Origin of the sequence: Gilvimarinus polysaccharolyticus, assembly GCF_001187555.1 — a bacterium.
GTDB lineage: Bacteria > Pseudomonadota > Gammaproteobacteria > Pseudomonadales > Cellvibrionaceae > Gilvimarinus > Gilvimarinus polysaccharolyticus.
The window spans coordinates 1,243,272-1,267,541 of record NZ_LFIJ01000001.1 but is presented as its reverse complement, the minus strand read 5'-3'; the positions used below and the strand labels follow the sequence as shown (position 1 = coordinate 1,267,541).

Genomic DNA, 24,270 nt, shown 5'->3' with positions numbered 1-24,270 from the left:
TTTGATCGTATTTCGCTATTTGTCGCGTGAAGTGTTAGTGACGACGCTCGCCGTCAGCACGACTTTACTGCTGATTATTATGAGCGGCCGCTTTGTAAAGTACTTAGGCGATGCCGCCTCGGGCAAAATCGCCGTTGATTTACTGTTTACGATTATGGCCTATCGGTTACCAGGCTTTTTAGAGCTGATTGTACCGCTGGGATTTTTTATCGCCATATTACTGGCCTATGGTCGCCTGCATATGGACAGTGAGATGGTAGTGCTTAGTGCCTGTGGTATGAGCCAAAAGAAATTACTGCTTATTACCGCTGTTCCAGCATTGATGGTGGCGTTAATCGTTGGTGCGATGAGTTTGTGGGTAAGTCCTTGGGGCGCGGCTAAAACGCAAAAGCTTTTTGCCGAGCAGCGTTCACGCAGTGAATTTACCACATTAAGATCCGGTCATTTTCAGCCATTCAACGGCGGTAAGGTGGTGGCTTACGTTGAGTCTATTAGTGACAACCGAACTCAACTGAACCAATTGTTTCTTACCCAAATAGGTACTCCCACCTCGGTGGCGATTGCCGAGGTAGGTAAACAGCGCTACAACAGCGAATTTGGTGAGCGTTACCTTGAGCTGCACAATGGAATTCGTTATCAAGGCCGGCCGGGTTCTGCCAATTATCAAATTACCGAGTTTGACCAGCTGGCTCAGCACATTCCTGAGCCCGAGGTGTCGGCCGCTTACGACATAGAGGCCGATGCCCGGCCAACTCGCGACTTATTAAAGGACGAAAGCCTATCGGCCAGGGCAACGCTACAGTGGCGGTTGTCGATGCCCTTACTGGTATTAGTCGTGGCGTTTATGTCGGTGCCTCTTAGTCATACTAATCCGCGCCAAGGTCGATATTTAAAAATGTTGCCCGCGATTATTCTGTACCTCGTTTATTTGGCGGCGCTCAGCTCGGTACGCTCCGAGATGGAGGCGGGCAAGTTTCCTATTTTACCGGGGCTGTGGTCTGTACATGCTGTATTTATTGCCATAGCGTGGTTAATCTTTGTTGGGCCTAGCAACTTGATAAATCGGTTGGGGAGTAAGCGTGTCAAAGCTTAATCGTTATGTGACGCGTGCGGTCGTTGGCGCGGTGGCAATGGTTTTACTGCTGGTGTTGGGGCTTGATTTTATTGGCAAGCTCGTTGATCAGTTGGATAAGTTAAGGCAGGGCTATACCTTGGTCGAGGCGCTGATTTATATTTTATGGGGCTTGCCTCGCAGCGCTTATGAATACTTGCCTTACGCGGTTTTAATTGGTTGCTTAATCGGTCTTGGCAACTTGGCCGGATCGAGTGAGTTGGTGGTAATGCGGGCAGCGGGTGTGTCGGTTGGCCGCATTGTTTGGATGGTACTTAAGCCGGTGTTGTTGTTTATTTTAATGGGCATTGCACTGGGTGAGTATGTTATTCCTTACGCCGATCAAGTTTCTGAAAGCCGTCGCGCCATTGCTTTAGGTTACAGTGATGAAGGACAAACTCGACGCGGTGTCTGGCATCGGGAATCCAATGAGTTTATACAGTTTAATGTTGTCCAGCCGGGCGGAAATCTGCGTGGGGTTAGTCGTTATCGATTTGCTGACGGCAAGCTCGAAGAGGCAAGTTTCACTCAAAACGTTGAGTATCGTGACGGCGTATGGCACGAAGAAACGGTATTGATTACTAACTTTACTGGCGATACATTAACTACTCGGCGATTGCCTGAGCGTGAATGGCACACCGAGCTGACACCTAAGTTGTTAGACATTGTGGCGGTCCCGCCCGAGGCGCAGTCGATAGAAAGCTTGCACGAATATGTAGAGTATTTGAATGAGCAAAACCTAGAAAGCAGTGAATATACTTTGGCATTTTGGCAAAAATTGTTACAACCGTTAGCAACCGCAAGCTTGGTGTTAATTGCTATCTCGTTTGTGTTTGGTCCGCTGCGCGAGGTAACAATGGGGCAGCGAATTTTTACCGGTGTGGCTTTTGGTATTGTCTTTAGGTTGGTGCAAAGTTTATTGGGGCCTTCCAGTATTGTGTTTGGTTTTCCGCCGTTAGTGGCGGTTTTGGTGCCAATTGCTATATGCTTTTTGCTCGGGGTAGTGCTGTTGCGTCGTGCTGCATAGTTCGAGCGCTTGCTTTAACAATATTTTATTCTGCTAAGGCCACCACTTAGTGGCCTTTAGGCAGCTGTACCACGCGGGTTCCCGAGAGCCGATCGTGCAGCGTAAGGCGCTCGGAGTCGAACCATAGCCAAAAGTACCCCAAGCCAAAAAGTGCAAGTGATAAGCTGCCAAACAAGCATCGTAATAAGCATTGTTTAATACTGGGTTTTCCACCATCGGCATTGGTTAGTTTTAGGCGCCAAGCTTTCATGCCTAATGTTTGTCCAAAACGCTGCCAAAACACAATGTAAAACCCAATCCAAATAGCCACCCAGCCGATAAACCCTAAAACCCCCATGTTGGCCTTTTCTCCAGGCGCTAGCGTATCGCCTAGCAGTAGAGTATTTACTGCCAGCACGGCGGCACTATAAGCAAGGCTTAGCGCCATAATTAATAGGCTGTCGTAAACTCCGGCGGCTAAGCGCTTTAGTACGCCTGCGGTGGTAACAACAAGTTTTTTAGTCGTCGGTTGTGTGGGTGTTTTTGAGCGGGACATGTAGCGTTACCGGTTTTAATATCGTTGTGTGGGTATTTATCGATTAAGAATAAATGCCGTGAAATGTTTCGCTGGTTTGATGTCGGAGCGATTAATTCTGCAAATTAGTGCCGCCACCGATAGAGAACTCGATAACGTAACTGTCTGCTGCATCGAGTGGTAAGCCAAAGCTAATGCGGCCGCTGCCGGTTAACGGAATCTCTTCGCGGCGTAAATAAATTATCTCTGCTTGATCATCATTTTGCATATAAGTGCCGTTAGTGCTGTGATCGACTAAAATATATTTTCCGCGCCGAAACATAATGTTGCCGTGCTCACGTGAGGCGCGGACGGAGTTGATCGGCCAGTGTACACGGCTATGCTCGCGACCAAAGGTTAGTGGTAGTTGCTCGGGAGTGTAGTTGCTGTCGCGCTCAATGGCGCGCAAATATAACCGATGGCGCTCGAGCTCTTTGTGCAGCTCGCGAACATCCATTACCGCAGTGGCGCTGTGAGTAACGCTGGGGGCTTCCCAGTGCAGGCGATACACTGTGCAAGTTTGCTCGGCCCCTTTTAAAACCACATGATCAAACGCGTCGCATTGTTGCGCCATAAGTGGGCTAAGTTGTTCTATTACCGCGTGGCTAATCACAATTTGACGAGCGCGAGCGATGTGCGAAACCTCGGCGGCCTCGTTCACCACGTCACCAAAAACGTCGCCTTGTGAATCGAGTAAGGTGGCGCCGTAAGCAATACCAATGCGCAATGCCTGCAGTTTTAAGTTGCGCGATTGACGCTGTAACTCAAGGGCTGCTTGGCAGGCGTCGGTAGCGCTGGAAAAACGTGCCATAACTTCGTCGCCAATATTTTTAACGACCACCCCTGCGTGGCGCTCGATCACACGGCGACTCATACTTAAGGTCTGATCAATAAGGTCTTTAGCTTGAGTGTTACCTTGCTTTTTATAGAGGCGGGAGCTGCCAGACACATCGGCAAACATCACGGCTTGTATTTCGCGCTGGGCAGACATTGCGGCACTCTGGTTCGGGGTTTTGGCAATTATACACATTGGGGAGCTTAGGCGGCACTGCTAAACACAAGCTTTAGTGCCGTGTTGTCCGGCAGTCAGCGGGTTTATGTGTGTTGGCAGATTTTTACTTGTCAGAACTAAATTGGGGCCGCTAATCGCTGATTAATTGATAGTTTCCACGGACGATAGTGTGTTGCGAGCGATGCTCGGTGTGAATAATACCGCCGGCGGGTGAGCGTTGGATAAAGTTAAAATGGTGCTTATTGGTTTTCTTGGCCAAATAACCACTGGCCTGCACGCAGGCAGAGCCGGTAGCGGCATCCTCGGGTACGCCATATTGCGGTGCAAAATAGCGTAATTGCCAGTGCCGCGGAGCGGGTGCTAGGGCGATCACCGAGCGGGCGCTGTACAACTTAAGTGCATGACTGCGTAGCTTTAAGCGTAATAATGCCTCGCTGTTGGGCAGCAATACCAGAGTGTAATCTTGTCGGCCGCCTATTTGTGCGGCACTTGTTAGCGGGGTTTGGCATAAGTGCTCCCAGTGCGCCAGATTTTTTATTGGTATTATCTGGCCGGGGCGGTCGCGGTAATAGGCACCGGTAGTATCTACGCCTAAAACCACAGTGCCAGCGATAGTTTGCAGTGTTTGAGTAAACGGTCGTTGATATCGGTTATGCATGTAAGCAGCGATGGCGATATTGCCAGAGCCGCAACGCCGTACTGGTTGGCCTTTATCAAAAAATCGTACATGCCAAGAGCCGCGTTGTTGCCATAAGACGACTGTGTTGGCTTGCGGCTGAATGACTTGCTGTGGAATATGATCGGCGTTTTGCGCTAATGTGAACTTTTCAAGAACAACAATATAGTGTCGGTTACCTAACGCACGCGGCCCGCAAAAACTATCAACAATCATTGTTGCTTGCGTTACTCGGTTGGTGCTGCAGTAAGCTAATGGCAAATAAATCGTTGGGCGCCATCCATACCTGACGAGTATACCAGTGGGCTTTTTGAGCTAAGTCTGTAAATTCTGCAGCGTGATATTTGTAAGAGTTTTCGGTGTGTATGCTTTCGTTTTTGGCAAAGTAAAACTCGTGGTCAGCCACTCGGACATGCTGCTCACGCAAGCTGCGTAGATGCATTTCAATACGTCCCTGATCGGGGTTATAGAACGCGTGATGGGCAAAATGTTGGAGCTCAAAGTTGCCCTCAAGCTCGCGATTAATACGCGTTAAAATGTTTTTGTTAAATTGCGCGGTCACGCCCTGAGCATCGTTATAGGCATGGTGCAGGATATCGTTAGGTTTTTTGGTGTCGACACCAATCAGTAAGTAAGCGCCGTTACCCAAGGTTTGCCCAGCACTGCGTAAAAAATCCAGTGCTTGGATGCGGTCAAAATTACCAATGGTGGAGCCTGGGAAAAAGCCCATGCGAGTTAAGCCGGTTTTGTCTAGACTTAGCGGCTGGGTGAAATCATGGACCTTAGCGGTGACGTCTAGATGTTTAAATTGATGGCGTAGCTCTGCGCAAGAATTTAACAGATGCTCTTGGCTGATATCGATGGCGGTAAGGTTTTTAACGGTGTTGATGCGCTTCAGCAAAGGGGTGATTTTACGTAACGAGCCCGCGCCAAACTCAACCACGGATAAATCGCCCGCTTGTTCGGTGTGAAAAAAATGACTTAGCTCTGCAGCCACTTTGGGTAACAGATCAAGCTCGACATGATAAGGGTAATATTCATCGAGTGCGCAGATGTCGTCAAACAGCTGCGAACCTCTCTCATCGTAAAAATATTTTGGGGCTAGCTGTTTTTGTTGTAGCGCCAAGCCGCTGAGTACATCGGCAAGAAATTCTTGATTTTGTGGCGCGGTTGCGGGCTTGGTTTTGTCCGTTGCTAGTGCGGTAGTCATAACTCAGCTCTCCTTGTGAGTGATGTTAATGGGCAAGACGCAAGCCGCTAAATTGCCAGCGCTGGTGAGGGTAAAAAAAGTTGCGATAACTCGGGCGCATCTGTGCCTGAGCCGTAGCGCAAGAGCCACCGCGCAACACGTACTGATTAACCATGAATTTGCCGTTGTACTCGCCCAGCGCGCCTTGCTCTGGATTAAAGTCAGGGTAGGGGGCATAACTGCTCGAGGTCCACTCCCAAACGTCACCGTAAATCTGTTGTAAGCCGGTGTGCGGTGTTTTGGGTTGTGGGTGCCAGTGATTCGACTCGGCAAAGTTACCTTGCAGCGGATTTTGCGCGGCCGCCACTTCCAGCTCAAACTCGGTGGGCAGACGACAATTTGCCCAGCGGGCAAAGGCGTCGGCCTCAAAGTAACTAATGTGGCAAACGGGGGCAGATAGGTTGACCCGGTGGTAGCCATCAAAACGCAATTCAAACCATTCGTTGTCGATCTTTTGCCAGTACAACGGTGCTTGCCATTGGTGTTGTTGCTGGTAACTCCAGCCATCGGATAACCACCAGGTGGGGTCTTGGTAGCCGCCGGCCGCCATAAATTCAAGCCACTGAGCATTACTAACCGGGCAGTTGCTTAAAGCAAAAGCGTTGCAAAACACACGGTGACGGCTGCGCTCGCAATCGTAGCTAAAGCCGTTAGGCTCGGCGCCAATCCAATAAGTGCCTTCTGGAAAGGAGCTGAACATTGGTGTTGTGTGGCTGGCTTGAGCTTCAGGTGCCGCAGAGCTGACAGATCGGCAGTCTGCTTTGAACGCGGCGCGGTTTTGCGCCAGCGCGTGTTTGATATCGGTAAGGATCAGTTCTTGGTGTTGCATCTCGTGGTGCAGGCCGGTGGTAATCACGCTTGTAATAGACGCGCCTGTTGGCTGCGTATCTATAAACGTTTGCATGGCGTCATCAATATAACGGCGATAGGCTAAAACTTGCTCGAGTGAGGGGCGAGAGAGTAAGCCGCGCACAGGGCGTGGGTGACGCTCGCCAATGCTATCGTAGTAAGAGTTAAACAGGTATTCAAAGCTCGCATTATAAACGCGGTAGTTTGCGGCGTAGGGTTTTAGTACAAAAGTTTCAAAAAACCAGCTGGTATGAGCTAAGTGCCATTTGGTGGGGCTGGCGTCGGACATAGACTGCAGCATCATATCCTCGGCGCTCAAACCATGGGTCAGAGCCACGGTGCGCTGGCGAACCGCGTCATACCATTGCAGCAGTTCGGTGTTTGTTAATGTTTGTTGCTCATGCAGCATAGAGTTTCCCCGACATCTAAGTGATCAGCATAGGACAGGTTTAAGTCTATTTAAAGGCGTGGCTGTGATCTGGCGAGTACTTTTGTTGTTAACAAGTGCAAAAGTTTGCGGTGATCGTCTTGTGTGGGCTGGGGTAAGTAAGGCGGGTGATACTTGATGCGATACCAAGTGCAGCGCGGCATTATTTAAGAATGATCTTGAAATAGGCTGTCTGAGGTAATAGAGCGCCCACAAACAAAAAGAGCGCCCACAAAAAAAGCGCAGTGTTTAGCTGCGCTTTTTTACTCTCTGATCGGTGATAATCAGCGAGTTTAACAATAATGGTACCAGTGGCCGGACTCGAACCGGCACGCTTTTAAGGGCGGGGGATTTTGAATCCCCTGTGTATACCAATTTCACCACACTGGCCAAGAGGGCGTGATTATAGCAGCGAGTTTGCCATCGTCAACCACTGATGCAAAATTTTTATTGTTGTCTTTGGATTGTGCTTTGCTCTGACTGGCAAATTAACGCATTTTGGGCTAACCTTGCCGGCCTTCAAAAACTCTGATCTCTCTGTTATGCAGCGCCAAGACTTTGACTACGTCTTACCCGACGAATTAATCGCCCGCACTCCCGCTATTGAACGGCGCGGTAGCCGTTTGCTGTGTCTGGATGGACCCACCGGTAGCCTAGAGCATCGGCAATTCCCCGATCTGCTGGATAAGCTGCAAACGGGAGACTTAATGGTGTTTAACAATACTCGCGTTATCCCCGCGCGGATGTTTGCACATAAGCCCAGCGGCGGACGGGTTGAAGTGCTTATCGAGCGGGTACTAGGGGAGTTCAACGTATTGGCCCACACTCGCGCCAGTAAATCGCCCAAGGCCGGCTCTGAATTAGTGTTGGATGACGGCACGCGTTTGCAGGTGACCGGACGGCAAGATGCATTGTTTGAGATCACCTTTCCTGAACCAGTACTACAAGTACTAGAGCAGCACGGCCATATGCCATTGCCACCTTATATCGATCGCGCAGACGATGCGCTTGACCGTGAGCGCTATCAAACCGTCTATGGCGAAAAGCAGGGTGCAGTAGCGGCGCCAACGGCTGGGTTACATTTTGACGATGCACTATTAGCGCAGTTGCGTGAGCGCGGCGTTGAACTGGCATTTGTAACATTACACGTAGGCGCGGGGACTTTTCAGCCGGTTCGAGTTGATAATATTGCCGATCATAAAATGCACAGCGAAGTGATTGATGTCGATGAGTCTGTGTGCCAAGCGGTACGCGCCGCCAAAGCCCGTGGCTCGCGAGTGATCGCGGTAGGCACCACCAGTGTGCGCAGCCTAGAAAGTGCCGCGCGACAAGCGCCGGCGGGTGAGCTGATTGCGCCGATGCAGGGCGATACCGATATTTTTATTTACCCCGGCTGTAAATTTAAGGTTATTGATGCGTTGCTCACTAACTTTCATTTGCCTGAATCTACGTTGTTGATGCTGGTATCGGCCTTTGCAGGTTATCAGCACACCATGGCGGCGTACCGTGCTGCGGTCGCCGAGCACTACCGCTTTTTTAGTTACGGTGATGCAATGTTTATTACCCAAAATCTTAGTGCCGGCGATGACTTGCCCGGCGCCACTCCTTAAAGCCAAGCCGAGCTACCTATGACTAGCGATACCTCGTCCACCGATTCTTTATCTGCCGCCGTCACAGAACAAGCACCCGACGCTAGCGAGCGTGAATGCTTTATGCAGTTTAAGCTCGCCTCGGAGTCGGGGCGGGCCCGTCGCGGCGAGCTGAGCTTTCCGCGCGGTAAAGTGCAAACGCCGGCGTTTATGCCGGTGGGCACTTACGGCACGGTTAAAGGTATGGCGCCGCGTGAAATCCGCGAAATAGGCGCTGAGATTATCTTGGGCAACACCTTTCATTTAATGCTGCGTCCGGGCACTGAGGTGATTAAAGCCCACGGTGATTTGCACGATTTTATGCGCTGGGACGGGCCTATCCTGACCGATTCTGGTGGGTTTCAGGTATTTAGTTTAGGCAAATTGCGCAAAATCACAGAAGAGGGGGTGTCATTTCGCTCGCCGATTGACGGCAGCAAAGTGTTTATGGACCCAGAAATCTCCATTCAAGTACAGCGTGATTTGGGCTCGGATGTGGTGATGATCTTTGATGAGTGTACGCCATATCCGGCGACACCCGCCGAGGCGCGCACCTCTATGGAGTTGTCTATGCGCTGGGCGGCACGCTCTAAAGCCGCTCACGGCGATAACCCAGCAGCACTGTTTGGTATTGTGCAGGGCGGCATGTACGAAGATCTACGTCGCGAGTCGATGGCCGGCTTAGAGTCGATAGGCTTTGATGGTTACGCCATTGGCGGTTTGTCGGTGGGTGAGCCGAAAGACGATATGCTGCGAGTGTTAGAAGCATTGACACCCGAAATGCCGAAAAACAAGCCGCGCTACTTAATGGGGGTTGGTAAGCCTGCCGATATTGTCGAGGGCGTACGTCGCGGCATTGATATGTTTGATTGCGTGATGCCTACGCGCAATGCTCGCAACGGGCATTTATTTGTTGATGAAGGGGTGATTAAAATTCGTAACGCCTGTCATCGTCACGATACCTCGCCACTGGATGCGCGCTGTGATTGCTACACCTGCCAAAATTTTAGCCGCAGTTATTTGCACCATTTGGATAAATGTAATGAGATTTTGGGTGCTCAGCTCAACACTATCCATAACCTGCGTTACTACCAAAATGTGATGAGCCGGTTGCGTGACGCATTAGATAACGATGCGCTGGAGGCTTTTTTACAAGATTTTTATGGTCGTCAAGGCCTAGCCGTGCCACCTGCGCCAGAAGCGTAGGTGCGCGCATTGTTGTTGGCCTCAGTTTCGGTATAATCCGCCCCTGTTTGCCTTTTGCCGTCTTAATTAAGGCTCGGACACTTGAGTTGTTCGGATTTGGACCCATATAGGCACGGGACATAAATGTATAACACGCCTGATGCCTGCCTTCGTGGTAAGTCAGGGCCCAGTTTCGGATGATCGTATGTTAAACCGCTATCCCCTTTGGAAGTATCTGCTGATTATCGCCGTGGCAATTTTAGGCTTTGTTTACGCTGTGCCTAATTTGTACCCGCCCGATGATGCAGTACAGATATCTGGCTCATCTAGCGGTATGACCGTCGATGAAAAAGTGCTCAAAAAAGTCGAGCAAGCGCTCGACAATGCCGGCATTAGCTACTTTTCTGCCGAGCAAGACGGTTCGTCTGCCAAGTTACGCTTTAACGATGGCGAGGCTCAGTTGCACGGTAAAAGCGTGATTGCCGAGACTCTTGGCAGTGATTACGTGGTTGCCCTTAACCAAGCGCCCACAACCCCCGATTGGTTAGTCTCGATGGGCGGTGCGCCCATGAAGCTGGGTTTGGATTTGCGTGGCGGGGTGCACTTCTTACTTGAAGTAGACACCGATTCAGCGATTAAAAAACGCCAAGAAACCAGCGCCGATGAAATGAAGGATAAGCTGCGTGATGCGCGTATCCGCTATAGTTCGGTCGAGGTAGAAAGCACTACCATTATTGCCGAGTTTCGTGAGACTGAATTACGTGATGCCGCACTGAGAGAGTTGCGCGGTGAATATCCGCAAATGTTGTTTAATACCGATCTGCCAAACGATACCGCCGATGTTGCGTTTCATGCGGTGTTAAGTGACGCTGCGGTGCGTGAGATCGAGCAGTACGCACTAGGCCAAAACTTAACGACCTTGCGCAAGCGGGTAAACGAGCTGGGTGTGTCCGAGCCAATTGTGCAAAGCCAAGGGCGCAACCGTATTATTGTGCAACTGCCAGGGGTACAAGATACCGCCGAAGCAAAACGTGTTATTGGTAAAACCGCCAACTTAGAGTTTCGTTTAGAGGCCGCGCCCGACGCATTGGCCGCGGCTAAAGAGCGGTTTGACTATCAAGGTCGTCTTGCGTGGCTGGAGCGCAAAGTAATTTTGACTGGCGACCATGTGGCTAATGCCACCACTTCTTTGGACCCAGACACTAATACACCGCAAGTGAATATCACCCTTGATAGCCTGGGCGGCACTAAGATGAATCACGCCACTCGCTCTAATATAGGGCGTCGCATGGCGGTGTTGTTTATCGAATACAAAACCCGCATGAATACAGAGATTGATGCTCAGGGTGAGCAGATCGAAGTGCCGGAGCAATACACAGAAAACAAAGTGATTAGCTTGGCGACCATTCAGGGCGCGTTGGGTGTACAGTTTCGGATTACCGGTCTGAATGCCCCAGGTGAAGCGTCTGAGCTTGCGTTGATGTTGCGCTCGGGAGCACTTGCCGCCCCTATGTATTTTGTCGAAGAGCGCACTATTGGGCCATCGCTAGGTGCCGAAAACATCCAGTTGGGTGTTAAGTCGGTGCAGTGGGGCATGGGCCTAGTGTTGTTGTTTATGATCATTTACTACCGCTTGTTTGGCGTGTTTGCCAATATTGCGTTGGCCGTTAACGTATTAGTACTGGTGGCGGTTATGTCGCTGCTGGGCGCTACCTTAACGTTGCCCGGTATAGCCGGTATTGTACTTACCGTGGGTATGGCGGTGGATGCCAACGTGCTGATTTTTGCCCGAATACGAGAGGAGCTAAAAGCTGGAGCTAGTCCGCATACGGCAATCTCGGCTGGGTACGATCGTGCTTTCACCACTATTTTAGATGCCAACCTAACCACCTTAATTGTGGCGGTTATTCTTTACGCGATCGGCACCGGCCCGGTCAAAGGTTTTGCCGTTACCCTGTCTATCGGTATTTTAACGTCCATGTTTACTGCCATCATGGGTACACGCGCGCTGGTCAATCTGGTTTACGGCCGTCGTAAAAATCTCAAGAAGCTTTGGATCTAATGGGGTCAACGATGTCTAGCGAACAAGCAGGAAACAAAACAATTAACTTTATGGGCGCTTATTTGCCAGCAACAGTGTTGTCTGTTGTTTTGCTGATAGCATCCATCACGGCACTGACCGTGAACGGTTTAAAATTTGGTTTAGATTTTACCGGTGGTGCGCAGGTCGAGGTGAGCTTCTCACAGCCTGCCGATATCCCCGAAATACGCAAAATTTTAAACGATGAAGGCTTGGTAAATCCCGTAGCGGTATTGTTTGGCTCTGATAGCGAAGTGTTAATTCGCTCGCAAGGTGCTATGTCCGATGGCGGCGAGACGTCTTTGGCTCGCCGTTTAGCCGGTGTGTCGGCGAATGCGGCGTTAGTGTCTGTAGATCGCGCTCCGCGCGATCGTGGTAACTACGCGCAATCGTTAACGTTTAGTGGCGTTAGCGCTGCCGATATTAACGATTCAGTCCTGCCGGCTAAGTATTTTGGCTCGATCGAGGTAAGCAGTGCCGGAAGCAATGTTGTCGCATTGACAGAAAACTCGCTGGATACCGCATACACGGACGAGCTTTTAGATGTGTTGGCGGCCAAAACTGGCACCGATGTAGAGCTGCGTCGCAGCGAGTTTGTGGGCCCGCAGATTGGCGCAGAGCTACGTGATGAAGGCGGCCTGGGCATGCTTTTGGCGTTGGCTGTGGTCATGATGTATGTGGCGGTGCGGTTCCAGTTTAAGTTCTCTGTGGGAGCGGTGCTGGCCTTGGTGCACGATGTTATTATCGTGTTGGGGTTCTTTGCACTGTTTCAAATAGACTTTGATTTGACCGTATTAGCGGCTGTACTGGCTGTTATCGGTTACTCGCTTAACGATACCATTGTGGTGTTTGACCGTGTTCGGGAAAACTTTCCCAGAATGCGTAAAAGCTCGCCTGTTGAGGTAATCAACACCTCATTAACGCAATCTTTAGAGCGAACGCTGATTACCTCGTTAACAACGTTGTTGGTATTGATGATGTTGTTTATTTTTGGCGGTGAGCTGATTAGCGGTTTTGCTTTGGCATTAATCGTCGGTATTGTCGTGGGTACATACTCATCTATTTATGTATCGTGTAATACCCTGATGTGGCTGCGTATCGTGAAGGAAGATTTGATGCCGCCGGTCAAAGAGGGCAGTGAGATAGACGAAATGCCTTAAGCTTTTGTTGCAATTAGCTGGCATTGTTGACGAAAAGCCTACCGGACTCCGGTGGGCTTTTTTTTTGTGATAAAAGCAGGGTATGCTGTCGTTAAGCAAGCCGCTATGAGAGCCGCATGATTATTAAAGAACCTAATGTCAGTATTACCCAAGATCTGACCAACTTAACAACCGATCAATTGCGCGAGATAGCCTACCGCTACCAGCGTATATTTTGTGGCTGTGGTTACGGTTTTTGGGAGTGGGATCTTGAGACAAACCACATCAATTGGTCGGGGGCTTTTTGGCAGCAGCTTGGTTATGCCGAGCTTGATAAAGAGGTCTTTTACGATGCCAATCAGCTGCCAAGTTATATTCACCCTGATGATCGCAACATTATGTTCGAGGCGGTGCGGGAACATCTACGCTCATCTGAGCCTTTGCGCATTTGTTATCGGATTCGCAATAAAGCCGGTAAGTACATTTGGGTTCAAGTGCTCGCGGACTCAATTCGCGATGATCAAGGTCGCGCGCGTTATATCTCGGGTCTCAATTTTGATATTACCGAATTAAAAAATGTCGAGCAGGCGCTGCGCGAAAGCGAAGCGCGCCAAGTGCGTATTATTCAAGCCTCAAAAGATGGTATTTGGGAGTGGTATGCTGAGGATGATAGTTTTCATTTTTCTAATCGTTGTTGGGAGCATCTAGGTTACAACGAAAACGACGATATAGTCACTCGCGGACAGGATCGATTGTCGCAGTGGCGTGACCATATTCATATAGAAGACTTGCCTAAGTTTGATCACACCCTACGCAAACATATGTTGGGGCGGGGCGCTTTTGATATCGAATATCGAGTTAATACTAAACAGGGTGAAACTCGCTGGATACGTGCCCGTGGTCGGGCTTGTTTTGATGAGCAAGGTCAACCGACTCGAATGTCGGGTACCAATATGGATATTACCAGCATTAAGCGCGCCGAAGAGCGGGTGATGCAGGCAAAAGAAGACGCTGAAAAAGCCAATCGTGCAAAAAGTGATTTCTTATCCAGCATGAGTCACGAACTGCGCACTCCGCTAAACGCTATATTGGGTTACACCCAGCTGTTTGAATACGATGATAATCTCCATGCGGTGCAAAAAGACAATTTACGAGAGATTCGCTCGGCCGGAGCTCATTTATTGCGTTTGATTAATGATGTTCTCGATTTGGCGAAAATTGAATCGGGCAATATAGATGCTGAGTTGCAGCCAGTGCTGGTGACGCGAGTGATCGCCGACTGTTTTACGTTGGTGCGGCATCAGGCCGACGCGCGCGGTATCTTTTTGCATGCCAAGTATCAAAACTTAGATGATGCCTGCGTGACTGCCGATCCAGGAAGGCTTAAGCAAGCACTGCTTAATTTGCTCAGTAACTCGATAAAATATAATCGCGTAGGTGGTGAGGTGGAGGTAAGTCTTTCCGCGCGTGAGGATCATTTTTTACGTATAAGTGTGCGCGATACCGGTGTTGGTATTGCGCCGCATTTATACGACAGTGTGTTTCAACCTTTTAATCGTTTACACGCCGAGTTGAGCGGTGTTGAAGGGACGGGAGTAGGGCTGGCAATTACTAAGCAGTTGGTTGAAATTATGCGCGGTCGCATCGGTTTTACCAGTGAGGTAGATTCGGGTACCTGCTTTTGGTTGGATTTAGAGCACTGCGGTAAAGCGGTTAATAAGACCCCTAAAAATGTAGTGGAGGTTGATTTAGCTAGCGCAGATACGCTGATCAATAAGCGTTCGTGCCGAATGCTTTATATCGAAGATAATCTCGCCAATATTCGATTAATACAACAGTTTTTAAGTCGTTACGATAACTACTTGCTCGAGGTGGCAGAAGAGCCATTTTTGGGGATTTATCACGCGCGCAACAGTCGACCGGATGTTATTTTGTTGGATATTGATATGCCCGGCTTGGACGGTTATGAGGTACTGAAGGTTTTACAAAAGGATCCGGCTACGGCATTAATCCCGATTATCGGTTTGTCGGCTAATATTATGTGTATTGATGAGCAAAAAGGCCGTACTGCGGGCTTTTATCAATACTTAAGCAAGCCGTTGCAAATTAATCAGTTGGTGTTGGCGTTAAATCAATTGGCTGGCGAAACCGAAGCGGCGGCTTTGATTTCCCCGAGTGTACCAGCGCAGCCTGAGGGTTAGTGGTCAACACCTACGTGCCTAAGAGTAAGTGCCTGGCGGTTAATAATAAAAAGGCGGATGAGTAAACTCATCCGCCTTTTTATAGTTGTAACTTAATGCTTGGAGCTTGGCTGTTGCGTGCTAGCGGATGTGTTCCATATGTTTTTTCACAATTTGTAATACTGGCTTAAACACTTTAGGGCCGCCGCAAATAATATTGCCGTTATCCATGTAATTGTGTGCGCCATGGAAATCGCTCACCAGACCACCGGCTTCTTTTACCAATAAGATGCCTGCAGCCATATCCCAGCTATTTAGGTTCATTTCCCAAAAGGCATCAAAGCGGCCTGCAGCCACGTAAGCTAAGTCGAGTGCGGCCGATCCGGCGCGACGAATGCCCGCTGTTTGCCCAGCAATTTCTTGCAGTGCGGCTAAATAGGGGGAGATGTTCTCTAGCGCGTAACCGTTAAAAGGAATCCCAGTGCCGATAAGGGCGCCGGCTAAGCCACGACGATTACTAACGCGCATACGGCGACCATTAAGGGTTGCGCCACGGCCGCGACTGGCGGTAAATTCTTCGCGCTTGATGGGGTCGTATACTACCGCGTGCTCTAGCTGGCCTTTGATGCGGCAGGCGATAGAAACTGAGTAGTGTGGGATGCCGTGAATAAAGTTAGTGGTGCCGTCCAGAGGGTCAATAATCCACTCAACATCGGTGTTGCTGCCCGGCTGAGAGCCGCCTTCTTCGCCGATGATGCTGTGATCTGGAAAAGCCTTTCTTAGGTGGTAGATGATTTCTTTCTCGGCGGCTTTATCCACCTCGGTAACGAAATCATTGCGATCTTTTTCCTCGATAGAAACAAGGTCAACGCGCTCAGATGCGCGCTCGATCAGTTCGCCGGCCTTGCGCGCAGCACGCAAAGCAATATTCAGCATGGGTTCCATGGGGCACCATCAACAAGTCAGAGTCAGTAAAGAACGGAGCGTCACCGCGAAGGGGAGTGGCCAGAACCGGCGATTATAGCAACCACATACCGGCTAAACCAGTACAATCAGCCGCAAATGTACTCCTTTGCGGCTGATTTTGTTAGAATGCCGCCCTTTTAGTTAGCCCAGTGCATGGGCAATCTTATCCAAGGGTGCGTTGATGAGCGAAAACCGATTAAATAACCTGCGTATTGTGCTGGTGAATACCTCCCACCCAGGCAATATAGGTGGTGCTGCACGCGCCATGAAAAACATGGGTTTGACAAAGCTATACCTAGTTGCACCTAAAGATTTTCCCGCCGAAAAAGCTGTTTGGCGCGCTGCTGGCGCCCAAGATATTCTAGACAATGCGATTGTGGTGGAGACATTGGATGAGGCTATTGCCGATTGTGGCTTAGTGGTTGGCACCAGTGCTCGCGAGCGTAGAATCCCCTGGCCGTTGGTCAACCCACGTGAGTGTGGCACCAAAGCTATCGCCGAGGCGGGCGAGCACGAAGTGGCGGTAATTTTTGGTCGCGAGGATCGTGGCCTCACCAACGAAGAGCTGCACAAGTGCCATTACCATGTACACATACCGGCCAACGATGATTACAGCTCGCTTAATTTAGCGTGCGCAGTACAGGTGATTGCCTATGAGTTGCGCATGGCCCACTTAACGTGGCAGGAAGGTAAAGCACCAACCTTCGATGATTGGGATGTACCGCCAGCCAAGGTGGACGGCCTTGAGCGCTACTACGACCACCTACAGCAAACACTAGAAGAGTTGGGCTTTTTAGAGCCGGACAACCCGCGCCAAACTATGACACGTTTACGCCGCTTGTACGGGCGTATTCGTATGGATGAAATGGAGCTGAGTATTTTGCGCGGTGTACTTACCAGTACCCAGAACTACATCTTTCGCTCTCGCAATGAAATTAAAGCGTTGTCAGCTGATGATTCTGAGGCCTAAGTGCGAGAATCCTTGCGCTTAAGTCGCCCGCCGCCTTACGGTGCTTGGAATATGTGCAATAGTTGAGTAAAATGGTCGGACATTTGGTTTGGCGTTATTTTTTACGCGCAACTGGGCACGATTAGCGATATTGACGAGTACCGATCGACGATTTAACCAGCATTGGGGGCAGCCGTAAGCAAATGAGATTGACCACCAAGGGCCGCTATGCGGTAACCGCTATGCTGGATCTTGCACTTCATGGTGAGTGTGGGCCTGTGAGTCTTGCTGACATCTCCGAGCGTCAGGGAATCTCGTTATCGTATTTAGAGCAGTTGTTTGCCAAGCTGCGCCGTGAAACTTTGGTGCGCAGCGTGCGCGGCCCAGGCGGTGGTTATTGCTTGGCCGGCACGGCTAACGAAATCTCCATCGTGCAGGTTGTTGATGCCGTAAGCGAGTCGCTGGATGCGACTCGCTGCAAAGGCAAAGGCGATTGTCAGGACGGTGAAATCTGCATTACCCATCATCTGTGGCAGGACCTAAGTGGTCAAATCCATCAGTTTTTAAGTGGTATCACGCTAGCCGACCTAGTGGAGCGGCGAGATATTCAAGTGGTTTGTAAACGTCAAGATGAGCGCCGTGGCGCCAATTTAGAACCCGAGCCTCTGCCAAAACACATTGTTTGCAGTGACCGCCATTAGGCGTCGCTTGGGATTGAGATCAGTAGTATGACACCCATCTACCTAGACTACGCTGCGACCACGCCGGTTGCCCCCGAGGTTGCAGAGGCCATGGCGCAGTGCCTGACGCTTGATGGTAACTTTGCCAACCCTGCATCACGTTCACACCGGTACGGTTGGCAAGCCGAAGAGGCCGTTGAGACGGCGCGCGGGCAGATTGCTGAGCTTATTGGCGCCGATGCTCGCGAGATCGTTTGGACGAGTGGTGCGACCGAATCAAACAATTTGGCATTAAAGGGAGTGTTTGAGTCGGCGGGCAAAGATGTAGGGCATTTGGCGGTAAGTGCCATAGAGCATAAGTCTGTGCTCGACCCAGCTCAATGGCTGGCCGAGCAGGGGCATGAGTTGAGTTTGATTGCCCCCGATAGCAGCGGCAGGATTACAGCTCAAGCGGTTGCGAGTGTCTTGCGTAGCAATACTCGCTTGGTGAGCGTGATGTTGGTTAATAACGAGCTGGGCACCATTAACCCAATTGCCGAGATAGCCCAATTGTGCCGCGAGCACGGCTGTTTATTGCATGTCGATGCCGCGCAGGCGCTGGGTAAAATGCCGGTAAACGTTACCGAGTTAGGCGCCGATTTGCTGTCACTGTCGGCGCATAAATTCTATGGTCCCAAAGGTGTGGGCGCCTTGTATGTGCGTCGTAGTCCGGCGCTCAAGCTGGCCGCGCAAATCCACGGAGGTGGCCACGAGCGCGGTATGCGCTCTGGCACCTTGGCGACTCATCAGTGCGTGGGTTTTGGTGTGGCCGCCGATTTAGCTCGCGCTGAGCTGGAGCGAGGCTCCGAACAAAAAAACAGCCCAGAGCAGGTTGCACAATTGCGCGATCGACTTTGGGCTGGTATTGCGGGTTTGCCGGGTGTTCGTGTCAATGGTCATCCGAGCGCGCGTGCCTGTGGCCATTTAAGCGTGACATTTGGTGAGCTCGATGGCGAGCTGTTGTTGTTGTCACTACGAGAGCTGGCTTTGTCGACGGGCTCTGCCTGCACCTCAGCCAGCATGGCGCCCAGTTACGTTTTAAAGGCGATTGGTTTAAGTGATGCCGAGGCGTTGGCGACTTTGCGTATTTCACTGGGGCGCTACACCACCGAGCACGAAGTCGAACGCACGATTGCTCACATTAATACGGTGGTCGGTAAGCTCACAGCAAAAGTCAGTTAAGTACAAACAAGACGGCGCCCAAGCCGCATCGAATGTCGCTATGGCGGCATGTGATTAGTCATTCGGGTAATTCCTGAGCACTTCGCCACAGCGAAGAAAGAGGTGAGAAATGTCTGAACAGGTAGAGCACCTAATCAGTAAAGAGTATGCCGCGGGGTTTCATACCGCTATTGAATCTGAAACGTTGCCACCCGGTCTTAACGAAGATGTGGTGCGTTTTATTTCGGCTAAAAAAGATGAGCCCGAGTGGATGCTCGACTGGCGTCTGCAAGCGTTTCGCGCTTGGCAAGAAATGGAATCTCCCGATTGGGCAAAAGTTAAATACCCGCCGGTAGACTTTCAATCTATCTCCTACTACAGCGCCCCTAAAAGTATGGATGAGCGCCCACAAAGTTTAGATGAGGTCGATCCCGAGCTGCTCGCCACTTATGAAAAACTTGGCATTCCCCTGCATGAGCAGGCGGTACTTGCCGGTGTCGCAATGGATGTGGTATTCGATTCGGTCAGCGTGGTAACCACCTTTCGGGAAAAGTTACTTGAGGCTGGAGTGATATTTTGCAGTATTAGCGAAGCGATTGAAAAATACCCTGAGCTTATTAAAAAATATTTAGGCTCGGTTGTGCCGCAAAAAGATAATTATTTTGCCGCGCTCAACTCAGCCGTATTCTCGGATGGATCGTTTGTATTTATTCCTAAAGGTGTACGCTGCCCGATGGAGCTGTCAACCTATTTTCGAATTAATGAGCAAAACACCGGACAGTTTGAACGTACCTTGATTGTCGCAGAAGAGGGCTCTCACGTGAGCTATCTTGAAGGTTGTACTGCCCCGATGCGTGATGAAAATCAATTGCACGCAGCGGTGGTTGAACTGGTTGCTTGCGACAACGCAGAAATCAAATATTCGACCGTACAAAATTGGTATCCTGGTGACGCCGAGGGCAAAGGCGGTATTTATAATTTTGTGACTAAGCGTGGTGTTTGTCACGAAAGTGCAAAAATTAGCTGGACCCAAGTTGAGACAGGCTCAGCGATAACGTGGAAATACCCCAGTTGCATATTGCGTGGCGACAACAGTGTTGGTGAGTTTTATTCGGTGGCGTTGACTAATAATCTTCAGCAAGCCGATACCGGTACTAAAATGATCCACATTGGTAAAAATACGCGCTCTACTATAATTGCTAAAGGTATTTCGGCAGGGCGTAGCGATAGCAGCTACCGCGGCTTAGTGCGGATGAATCCCGGCGCCGATGGGGCGCGTAACTTTACTCAGTGTGACTCGCTGCTTATTGGCGATCGCTGCGGTGCCCATACCTTCCCCTATATTGAAAGCAAAAACCCCAGTGCGGTTATCGAGCACGAGGCGACCACCTCAAAAGTTAGCGACGATCAAATGTTTTTGTGCGCACAGCGCGGCCTAGATCCTGAAAAGGCAGTGTCGATGATCGTCAACGGCTTTTGTCGTGAGGTGTTTAAAGAGTTGCCGATGGAGTTTGCGGTTGAGGCCGGCAAGCTGCTCGAGGTTAGCCTTGAAGGCTCGGTAGGTTAATGACGGTCGACGTATCGCTTAACCGCCACAAAATTTAATGATTGAGAGAACCGAACTATGTTACGCATAAACAATCTCCACGCCAGCGTTGAAGACAAAGAAATTCTTAAAGGCCTAAGCCTTGAGATAAAGCCTGGTGAAGTGCACGCCATTATGGGGCCTAATGGCGCCGGTAAAAGCACCCTAGGCAATGTGTTGTCGGGGCGCGATGGTTATGAGGTCAGTAGCGGAACAGTTGAATTTAAAGGCGCAAACTTATTTGACCTTGCGGTTGAAGAGCGGGCACGTGAGGGGGTGTTTTTGGCGTTTCAGTACCCGGTAGAAATACCCGGCGTCAGCAATATGGAATTTTTAAAAGTCTCGGTTGACACTGTGCGTAAACACAAAGGGTTGCCTGCACTGTCATCGGTAGAGTTTATGAAGCTGGCACGTACTACCAGCCAAAAAGTGAAACTGGATCAAGCGTTTTTAAAACGCGGTGTTAACGAAGGCTTTTCGGGGGGCGAGAAAAAACGCAACGAAATTTTACAAATGATGCTGCTTGAGCCTAGCTTATGCATTTTGGATGAAACAGACTCGGGCCTAGATATTGATGCGCTGCAAACTGTTGCCGATGGTGTAAATGCTATGCGCAACAAAGATCGCAGCTTTATTGTGGTTACACACTACCAGCGTTTGCTTGATTATATTGTGCCAGATTACGTACATGTTTTAGCCGACGGAAAAATTGTTAAGTCGGGCGATAAAAGCTTAGCGAAAGAGTTAGAGGCTAAAGGTTACGGTTGGCTGGAAGGCGGGGTGGCGTAATGAATGATTTTAAGCGGCAAGCTTTGTCGCTGGCCAAAGAGCTGCCTGAGCAAGATTTAACGACGCCGCAATGGCTTCAAAACCTGCGCGAGCGCGGCAGCCAACGGTTTCAGGCCGTTGATTGGCCTAGTCGCCGTACCGAGAGCTGGAAGTACACATCACTTGCCGCGTTAGGCAAGGTGGCATCTTTTGGGGCGGCCAATCAGGGCGACCCAGCGAGTTTTCCGGTCGATGCCTGGATTGATGCCGACGCCTACCGATTAGTGATTACCGATGGCGTTATTGATACGGCAGCTTGCGGTGAGTTGCCCGCAGCCTTGACTCTGTTTGCCGATGCTGACGATGCGCAAAGCAAGATTATTGAGGCGCATTTAGGTCGTTTAGCTGATAGCGAACAGCACCTGTTTGCGGCCATGAGTGAAGCACTGTTGCAGCAGGGCGTACTACTGCATGTGGCGGCAGGCGTTAAGCTTGATAAACCGTTGTATCTTGTTAATCGAATCAGCGAGACGGCTGCACCATTAGTCAACACTCGCTTGTTGGTGGTGCTAGAGCAGGGTGCCGAAGCTGAGGTGGTTGAGCATTACGCAACCGCGACCGACGCTACGAAAGGTTTTGTTAATGCCCAGACCGAAGTGGTTATTGGCGATAACGCACGCTTTAAGCACTACCGTTTAAACCTAGAAGGCGAGGCGATTCATCACGTAGGTGGTGTGTTTGTCGAGCTTAATCGCGACGCTAATTTTGACGGCTTTGCTATTGCTAAAGGCGCTGAGTTGATTCGGATCGATTACGGTTTGATGCACCGCGGTGCCGGCGCTCATGTTGAGCTAAATGGTGTGTATCTACCGCGCAATAAACAATTGGTTGATTACCACACCAATGTGCAACATTGCGTACCGCATTGCACCACCAATGAGGTGTTTCGCGGCATTATCGGCGATCGGGCTCGGGCTGTGTTTAATGGTCGTATCCATATCCACAAAGATGCGCAAAAAACTTTGGCCCAGCTTAGCAATAAAAATCTTTTAACCTCAAATAAAGCCGAGATAGACACCAAGCCTGAGCTTGAAATCTACGCCGATGACGTACGCTGCGCCCATGGCGCCACTGTTAGTCAAATTAACGATGATGCCTTGTATTATCTGCAAGCTCGCGGTGTCGACAAAGATCAAGCGCGAATAATGTTGAGTTTTGGTTTTATTAATGAGTTGATTCAACAGCTTGAAAATCAAGCAGTGCTTGGCTATTTGCTGCCCGAGCTGGCGCATCAGTTTGGTCGCGATGTCGATTTGTTGTTGTTTGATGGAGATGATCTTGACTCAATTTGATGCGGCGAGTATTCGCGCTCAGTTTCCGATATTGGCGCAAGAGGTAAACGGCCATCCATTGGTTTACCTTGATAATGCGGCGACTACCCAAAAGCCCAACTCGGTGATTGACGCGATTGCTAATTATTATCGCTATGACAACAGTAATGTACACCGTGGCGCGCATGCGTTAAGTGATCGTGCGACGGAGAAATTTGAGCTCGCTCGCGCTCAGTTGGCAGCGTTTATTAACGCGCCGACAAAAGAGCAGTTGCTGTGGACACGAGGCACCACGGAGGGGATAAATTTAGTCGCTGCCAGTTGGGGGCGCGCCAACCTTAAATCGGGTGATCGCGTACTGGTGTCAGCCATGGAGCACCACTCGAACATCGTGCCTTGGCAAATGGTGGCAGAGTTGACCGGTGCGACGGTAGAGCCAATCGCTGTTAATGCGAGCGGTACTATTGATATGGATGCTTTTGCCGCGCAGCTAGATGCCCGCGTGAAGATGGTGGCTGTGGGCCATGTGTCTAATGCGTTGGGTAGTATCAACCCGATCAAAGAAATTATTGCTTTAGCCCACGCGCAGGGCGCACAGGTGTTGATAGATGCCGCGCAGTCGATTGCCCATTTGCCAATTGATGTACAAGCGCTGGATTGTGATTTTTTAGTGTTCTCTGGCCACAAAATGTTTGGTCCCACAGGAATTGGTGCACTGTACGGTAAGCGTGATCTGCTAGAAGCAATGTCGCCGTATCAAGGTGGCGGCGAGATGATCGAGTCGGTAAGTTTTACCGGTACAGTCTACAACCAGCTGCCGTATAAATTTGAGGCGGGCACACCCAATATCGCCGGTGCCATTGGCTTAGCGGCGGCGGTGGATTTTTTGCAATCGTTTGATCGCAGTGCCGCCGATGCCCACGAGCAACAGTTATTAAACAGCGCTCAACTGCAGTTGCTTGAGTTGGGTGGTTATCAGTTGGTTGGCACCTCGGCAAATAAAACAGCGGTGATGAGTTTTGTGTGTGATTTTGCGCACCCGCAAGACGTCGGTATGCTTCTTGACCAGCAGGGGGTTGCCGTGCGCACGGGTAATCATTGCGCGCAGCCGATTATGGATCAATTTGCAATACCTGGCACAGTGCGCGCCAGCTTTAGCTTGTACAATAATCAAGACGATGTTGCCAAGCTCATGGCCGCCCTAAAAAAAGCCAAAATGTTTTTAGCTTAATAAACGCGCAACTAGACCGTAATGCTATGTACGCAGTACACGCATTACCTTTGGAGAATAGCATGAGTGTTGAACAATTTAATCCCGCTCAAACTGCGTTGGTTGAGGTGACACCGGCCGCGATTAAGCATTTTAGTCAACAGTTAGCGGCTGACAAAACGGCGACAGCTGTGCGCTTGTCGGTTAAAGAAAGTGGCTGCACGGGTTTTATGTATGTGTTGGACTTAGTGGCTAAAGGTACGGCAGATGATCGTGAGATTGTGCTGCAAGACGACGTGACTTTGTATGTTGCTGAAGCGAGTGAAAACGTAATTCGAGGCACCAAGATCGATTACGTCACCGAGGGTGTTAATCGGCAGCTATCCTTCTTAAACCCCAACGCCAAAGATCACTGTGGCTGTGGTGAAAGCTTTAACGTGGGTTAAGCCCGCACACTCGAGCGTT

The 24,270-nt window shown here is 50.2% G+C and carries 21 protein-coding genes and 1 tRNA gene; 15 read left to right on the top strand and 7 right to left on the bottom strand.

Annotated elements, in window-relative coordinates; genetic code table 11:
• The first annotated feature begins 1 nt into the window (after window position 1).
• Both lptF and lptG read left to right on the top strand, forming a co-directional pair.
• Entirely contained in the window at window positions 2-1,093 is a 1,092-nt protein-coding gene (lptF, locus tag GILYN3_RS05345; RefSeq protein WP_049721882.1) for an LPS export ABC transporter permease LptF, read from the top strand.
• Window positions 1,080-2,138, top strand: coding sequence for an LPS export ABC transporter permease LptG (gene lptG, locus GILYN3_RS05340; RefSeq protein ID WP_049721881.1), 1,059 nt, complete (start codon window positions 1,080-1,082; stop codon window positions 2,136-2,138). The genes lptF and lptG overlap by 14 nt, the downstream gene beginning before the upstream one ends.
• 46 nt (window positions 2,139-2,184) lie before the next feature.
• On the opposite strand, the gene GILYN3_RS05335 is transcribed toward lptG, so the two are convergent.
• From GILYN3_RS05335 to GILYN3_RS05310, 6 genes are all read right to left on the bottom strand, one after another.
• Window positions 2,185-2,673: an RDD family protein gene (locus GILYN3_RS05335; protein ID WP_084005123.1), complete on the bottom strand. Its 489-nt coding sequence runs from the start codon at window positions 2,671-2,673 to the stop codon at window positions 2,185-2,187.
• A 91-nt stretch (window positions 2,674-2,764) separates the two neighbouring features.
• Window positions 2,765-3,682: an adenylate/guanylate cyclase domain-containing protein gene (locus GILYN3_RS05330; RefSeq protein WP_157484856.1), complete on the bottom strand. Its 918-nt coding sequence runs from the start codon at window positions 3,680-3,682 to the stop codon at window positions 2,765-2,767.
• Window positions 3,683-3,833: 151 nt separating this feature from the next.
• Window positions 3,834-4,595: a PhzF family phenazine biosynthesis protein gene (locus GILYN3_RS05325; RefSeq protein WP_049721879.1), complete on the bottom strand. Its 762-nt coding sequence runs from the start codon at window positions 4,593-4,595 to the stop codon at window positions 3,834-3,836.
• Window positions 4,585-5,589: an L-histidine N(alpha)-methyltransferase gene (egtD, locus tag GILYN3_RS05320; protein WP_049721878.1), complete on the bottom strand. Its 1,005-nt coding sequence runs from the start codon at window positions 5,587-5,589 to the stop codon at window positions 4,585-4,587. Before egtD ends, GILYN3_RS05325 begins: the two co-directional genes overlap by 11 nt.
• 25 nt (window positions 5,590-5,614) lie before the next feature.
• Entirely contained in the window at window positions 5,615-6,886 is a 1,272-nt protein-coding gene (gene egtB / locus GILYN3_RS05315; RefSeq protein WP_049721877.1) for an ergothioneine biosynthesis protein EgtB, read from the bottom strand.
• Between the two features lie 321 nt (window positions 6,887-7,207).
• A tRNA-Leu gene (locus tag GILYN3_RS05310) sits at window positions 7,208-7,294 on the bottom strand.
• Window positions 7,295-7,446: 152 nt separating this feature from the next.
• Between GILYN3_RS05310 and queA the strand changes: the two genes are divergently transcribed.
• The 5 genes from queA to GILYN3_RS05285 all read left to right on the top strand — a co-directional run bounded on the left by queA (window position 7,447) and on the right by GILYN3_RS05285 (window position 15,137).
• The gene (queA, locus tag GILYN3_RS05305) at window positions 7,447-8,514 is read left to right on the top strand and encodes a tRNA preQ1(34) S-adenosylmethionine ribosyltransferase-isomerase QueA (protein ID WP_049721876.1); all 1,068 of its coding nucleotides are present in this window, start codon (window positions 7,447-7,449) and stop codon (window positions 8,512-8,514) included.
• Between the two features lie 102 nt (window positions 8,515-8,616).
• A complete protein-coding gene (gene tgt, locus GILYN3_RS05300) occupies window positions 8,617-9,738 on the top strand; it encodes a tRNA guanosine(34) transglycosylase Tgt (protein WP_049722577.1) in 1,122 nt (373 codons plus the stop codon).
• Window positions 9,739-9,922: 184 nt separating this feature from the next.
• Window positions 9,923-11,779: a protein translocase subunit SecD gene (secD, locus tag GILYN3_RS05295; RefSeq protein WP_049722576.1), complete on the top strand. Its 1,857-nt coding sequence runs from the start codon at window positions 9,923-9,925 to the stop codon at window positions 11,777-11,779.
• Between the two features lie 11 nt (window positions 11,780-11,790).
• A complete protein-coding gene (secF, locus tag GILYN3_RS05290) occupies window positions 11,791-12,957 on the top strand; it encodes a protein translocase subunit SecF (protein ID WP_049721875.1) in 1,167 nt (388 codons plus the stop codon).
• Between the two features lie 116 nt (window positions 12,958-13,073).
• Complete coding sequence (locus tag GILYN3_RS05285; RefSeq protein ID WP_049721874.1) at window positions 13,074-15,137, top strand: PAS domain-containing protein; 2,064 nt, start codon at window positions 13,074-13,076, stop codon at window positions 15,135-15,137.
• A gap of 120 nt (window positions 15,138-15,257) precedes the next feature.
• Here GILYN3_RS05285 and GILYN3_RS05280 read toward each other — a convergent pair whose 3' ends face one another.
• Complete coding sequence (locus tag GILYN3_RS05280; RefSeq protein ID WP_049721873.1) at window positions 15,258-16,061, bottom strand: inositol monophosphatase family protein; 804 nt, start codon at window positions 16,059-16,061, stop codon at window positions 15,258-15,260.
• Between the two features lie 202 nt (window positions 16,062-16,263).
• Here GILYN3_RS05280 and trmJ point away from each other — a divergent pair, with 202 nt between their 5' ends.
• The 8 genes from trmJ (at window position 16,264) to GILYN3_RS05240 (ending at window position 24,251) form a co-directional block, all read left to right on the top strand.
• On the top strand, window positions 16,264-17,052 hold the full coding sequence (gene trmJ / locus GILYN3_RS05275) for a tRNA (cytosine(32)/uridine(32)-2'-O)-methyltransferase TrmJ (protein WP_049721872.1): 789 nt from the start codon (window positions 16,264-16,266) through the stop codon (window positions 17,050-17,052).
• A 182-nt stretch (window positions 17,053-17,234) separates the two neighbouring features.
• A complete protein-coding gene (iscR, locus tag GILYN3_RS05270; protein ID WP_049721871.1) occupies window positions 17,235-17,732 on the top strand; it encodes a Fe-S cluster assembly transcriptional regulator IscR in 498 nt (165 codons plus the stop codon).
• A gap of 27 nt (window positions 17,733-17,759) precedes the next feature.
• On the top strand, window positions 17,760-18,932 hold the full coding sequence (locus tag GILYN3_RS05265; protein WP_049721870.1) for a cysteine desulfurase family protein: 1,173 nt from the start codon (window positions 17,760-17,762) through the stop codon (window positions 18,930-18,932).
• A gap of 109 nt (window positions 18,933-19,041) precedes the next feature.
• Window positions 19,042-20,478, top strand: a complete 1,437-nt coding sequence (gene sufB, locus GILYN3_RS05260) for a Fe-S cluster assembly protein SufB (protein WP_049721869.1) — start codon at window positions 19,042-19,044, stop codon at window positions 20,476-20,478.
• 66 nt (window positions 20,479-20,544) lie between these two features.
• Window positions 20,545-21,285, top strand: a complete 741-nt coding sequence (gene sufC, locus GILYN3_RS05255; protein WP_408606307.1) for a Fe-S cluster assembly ATPase SufC — start codon at window positions 20,545-20,547, stop codon at window positions 21,283-21,285.
• The gene (gene sufD / locus GILYN3_RS05250; RefSeq protein ID WP_049721867.1) at window positions 21,285-22,616 is read left to right on the top strand and encodes a Fe-S cluster assembly protein SufD; all 1,332 of its coding nucleotides are present in this window, start codon (window positions 21,285-21,287) and stop codon (window positions 22,614-22,616) included. The genes sufC and sufD overlap by 1 nt, the downstream gene beginning before the upstream one ends.
• Window positions 22,570-23,826 carry an aminotransferase class V-fold PLP-dependent enzyme gene (locus GILYN3_RS05245; RefSeq protein WP_198147288.1) on the top strand — a complete coding sequence of 419 codons (1,257 nt, stop codon included), beginning with the start codon at window positions 22,570-22,572 and terminating at the stop codon, window positions 23,824-23,826. The genes sufD and GILYN3_RS05245 overlap by 47 nt, the downstream gene beginning before the upstream one ends.
• Before the next feature lie 62 nt (window positions 23,827-23,888).
• Window positions 23,889-24,251, top strand: a complete 363-nt coding sequence (locus GILYN3_RS05240) for a HesB/IscA family protein (RefSeq protein ID WP_049721866.1) — start codon at window positions 23,889-23,891, stop codon at window positions 24,249-24,251.
• The last annotated feature ends 19 nt before the right edge of the window (window positions 24,252-24,270 follow it).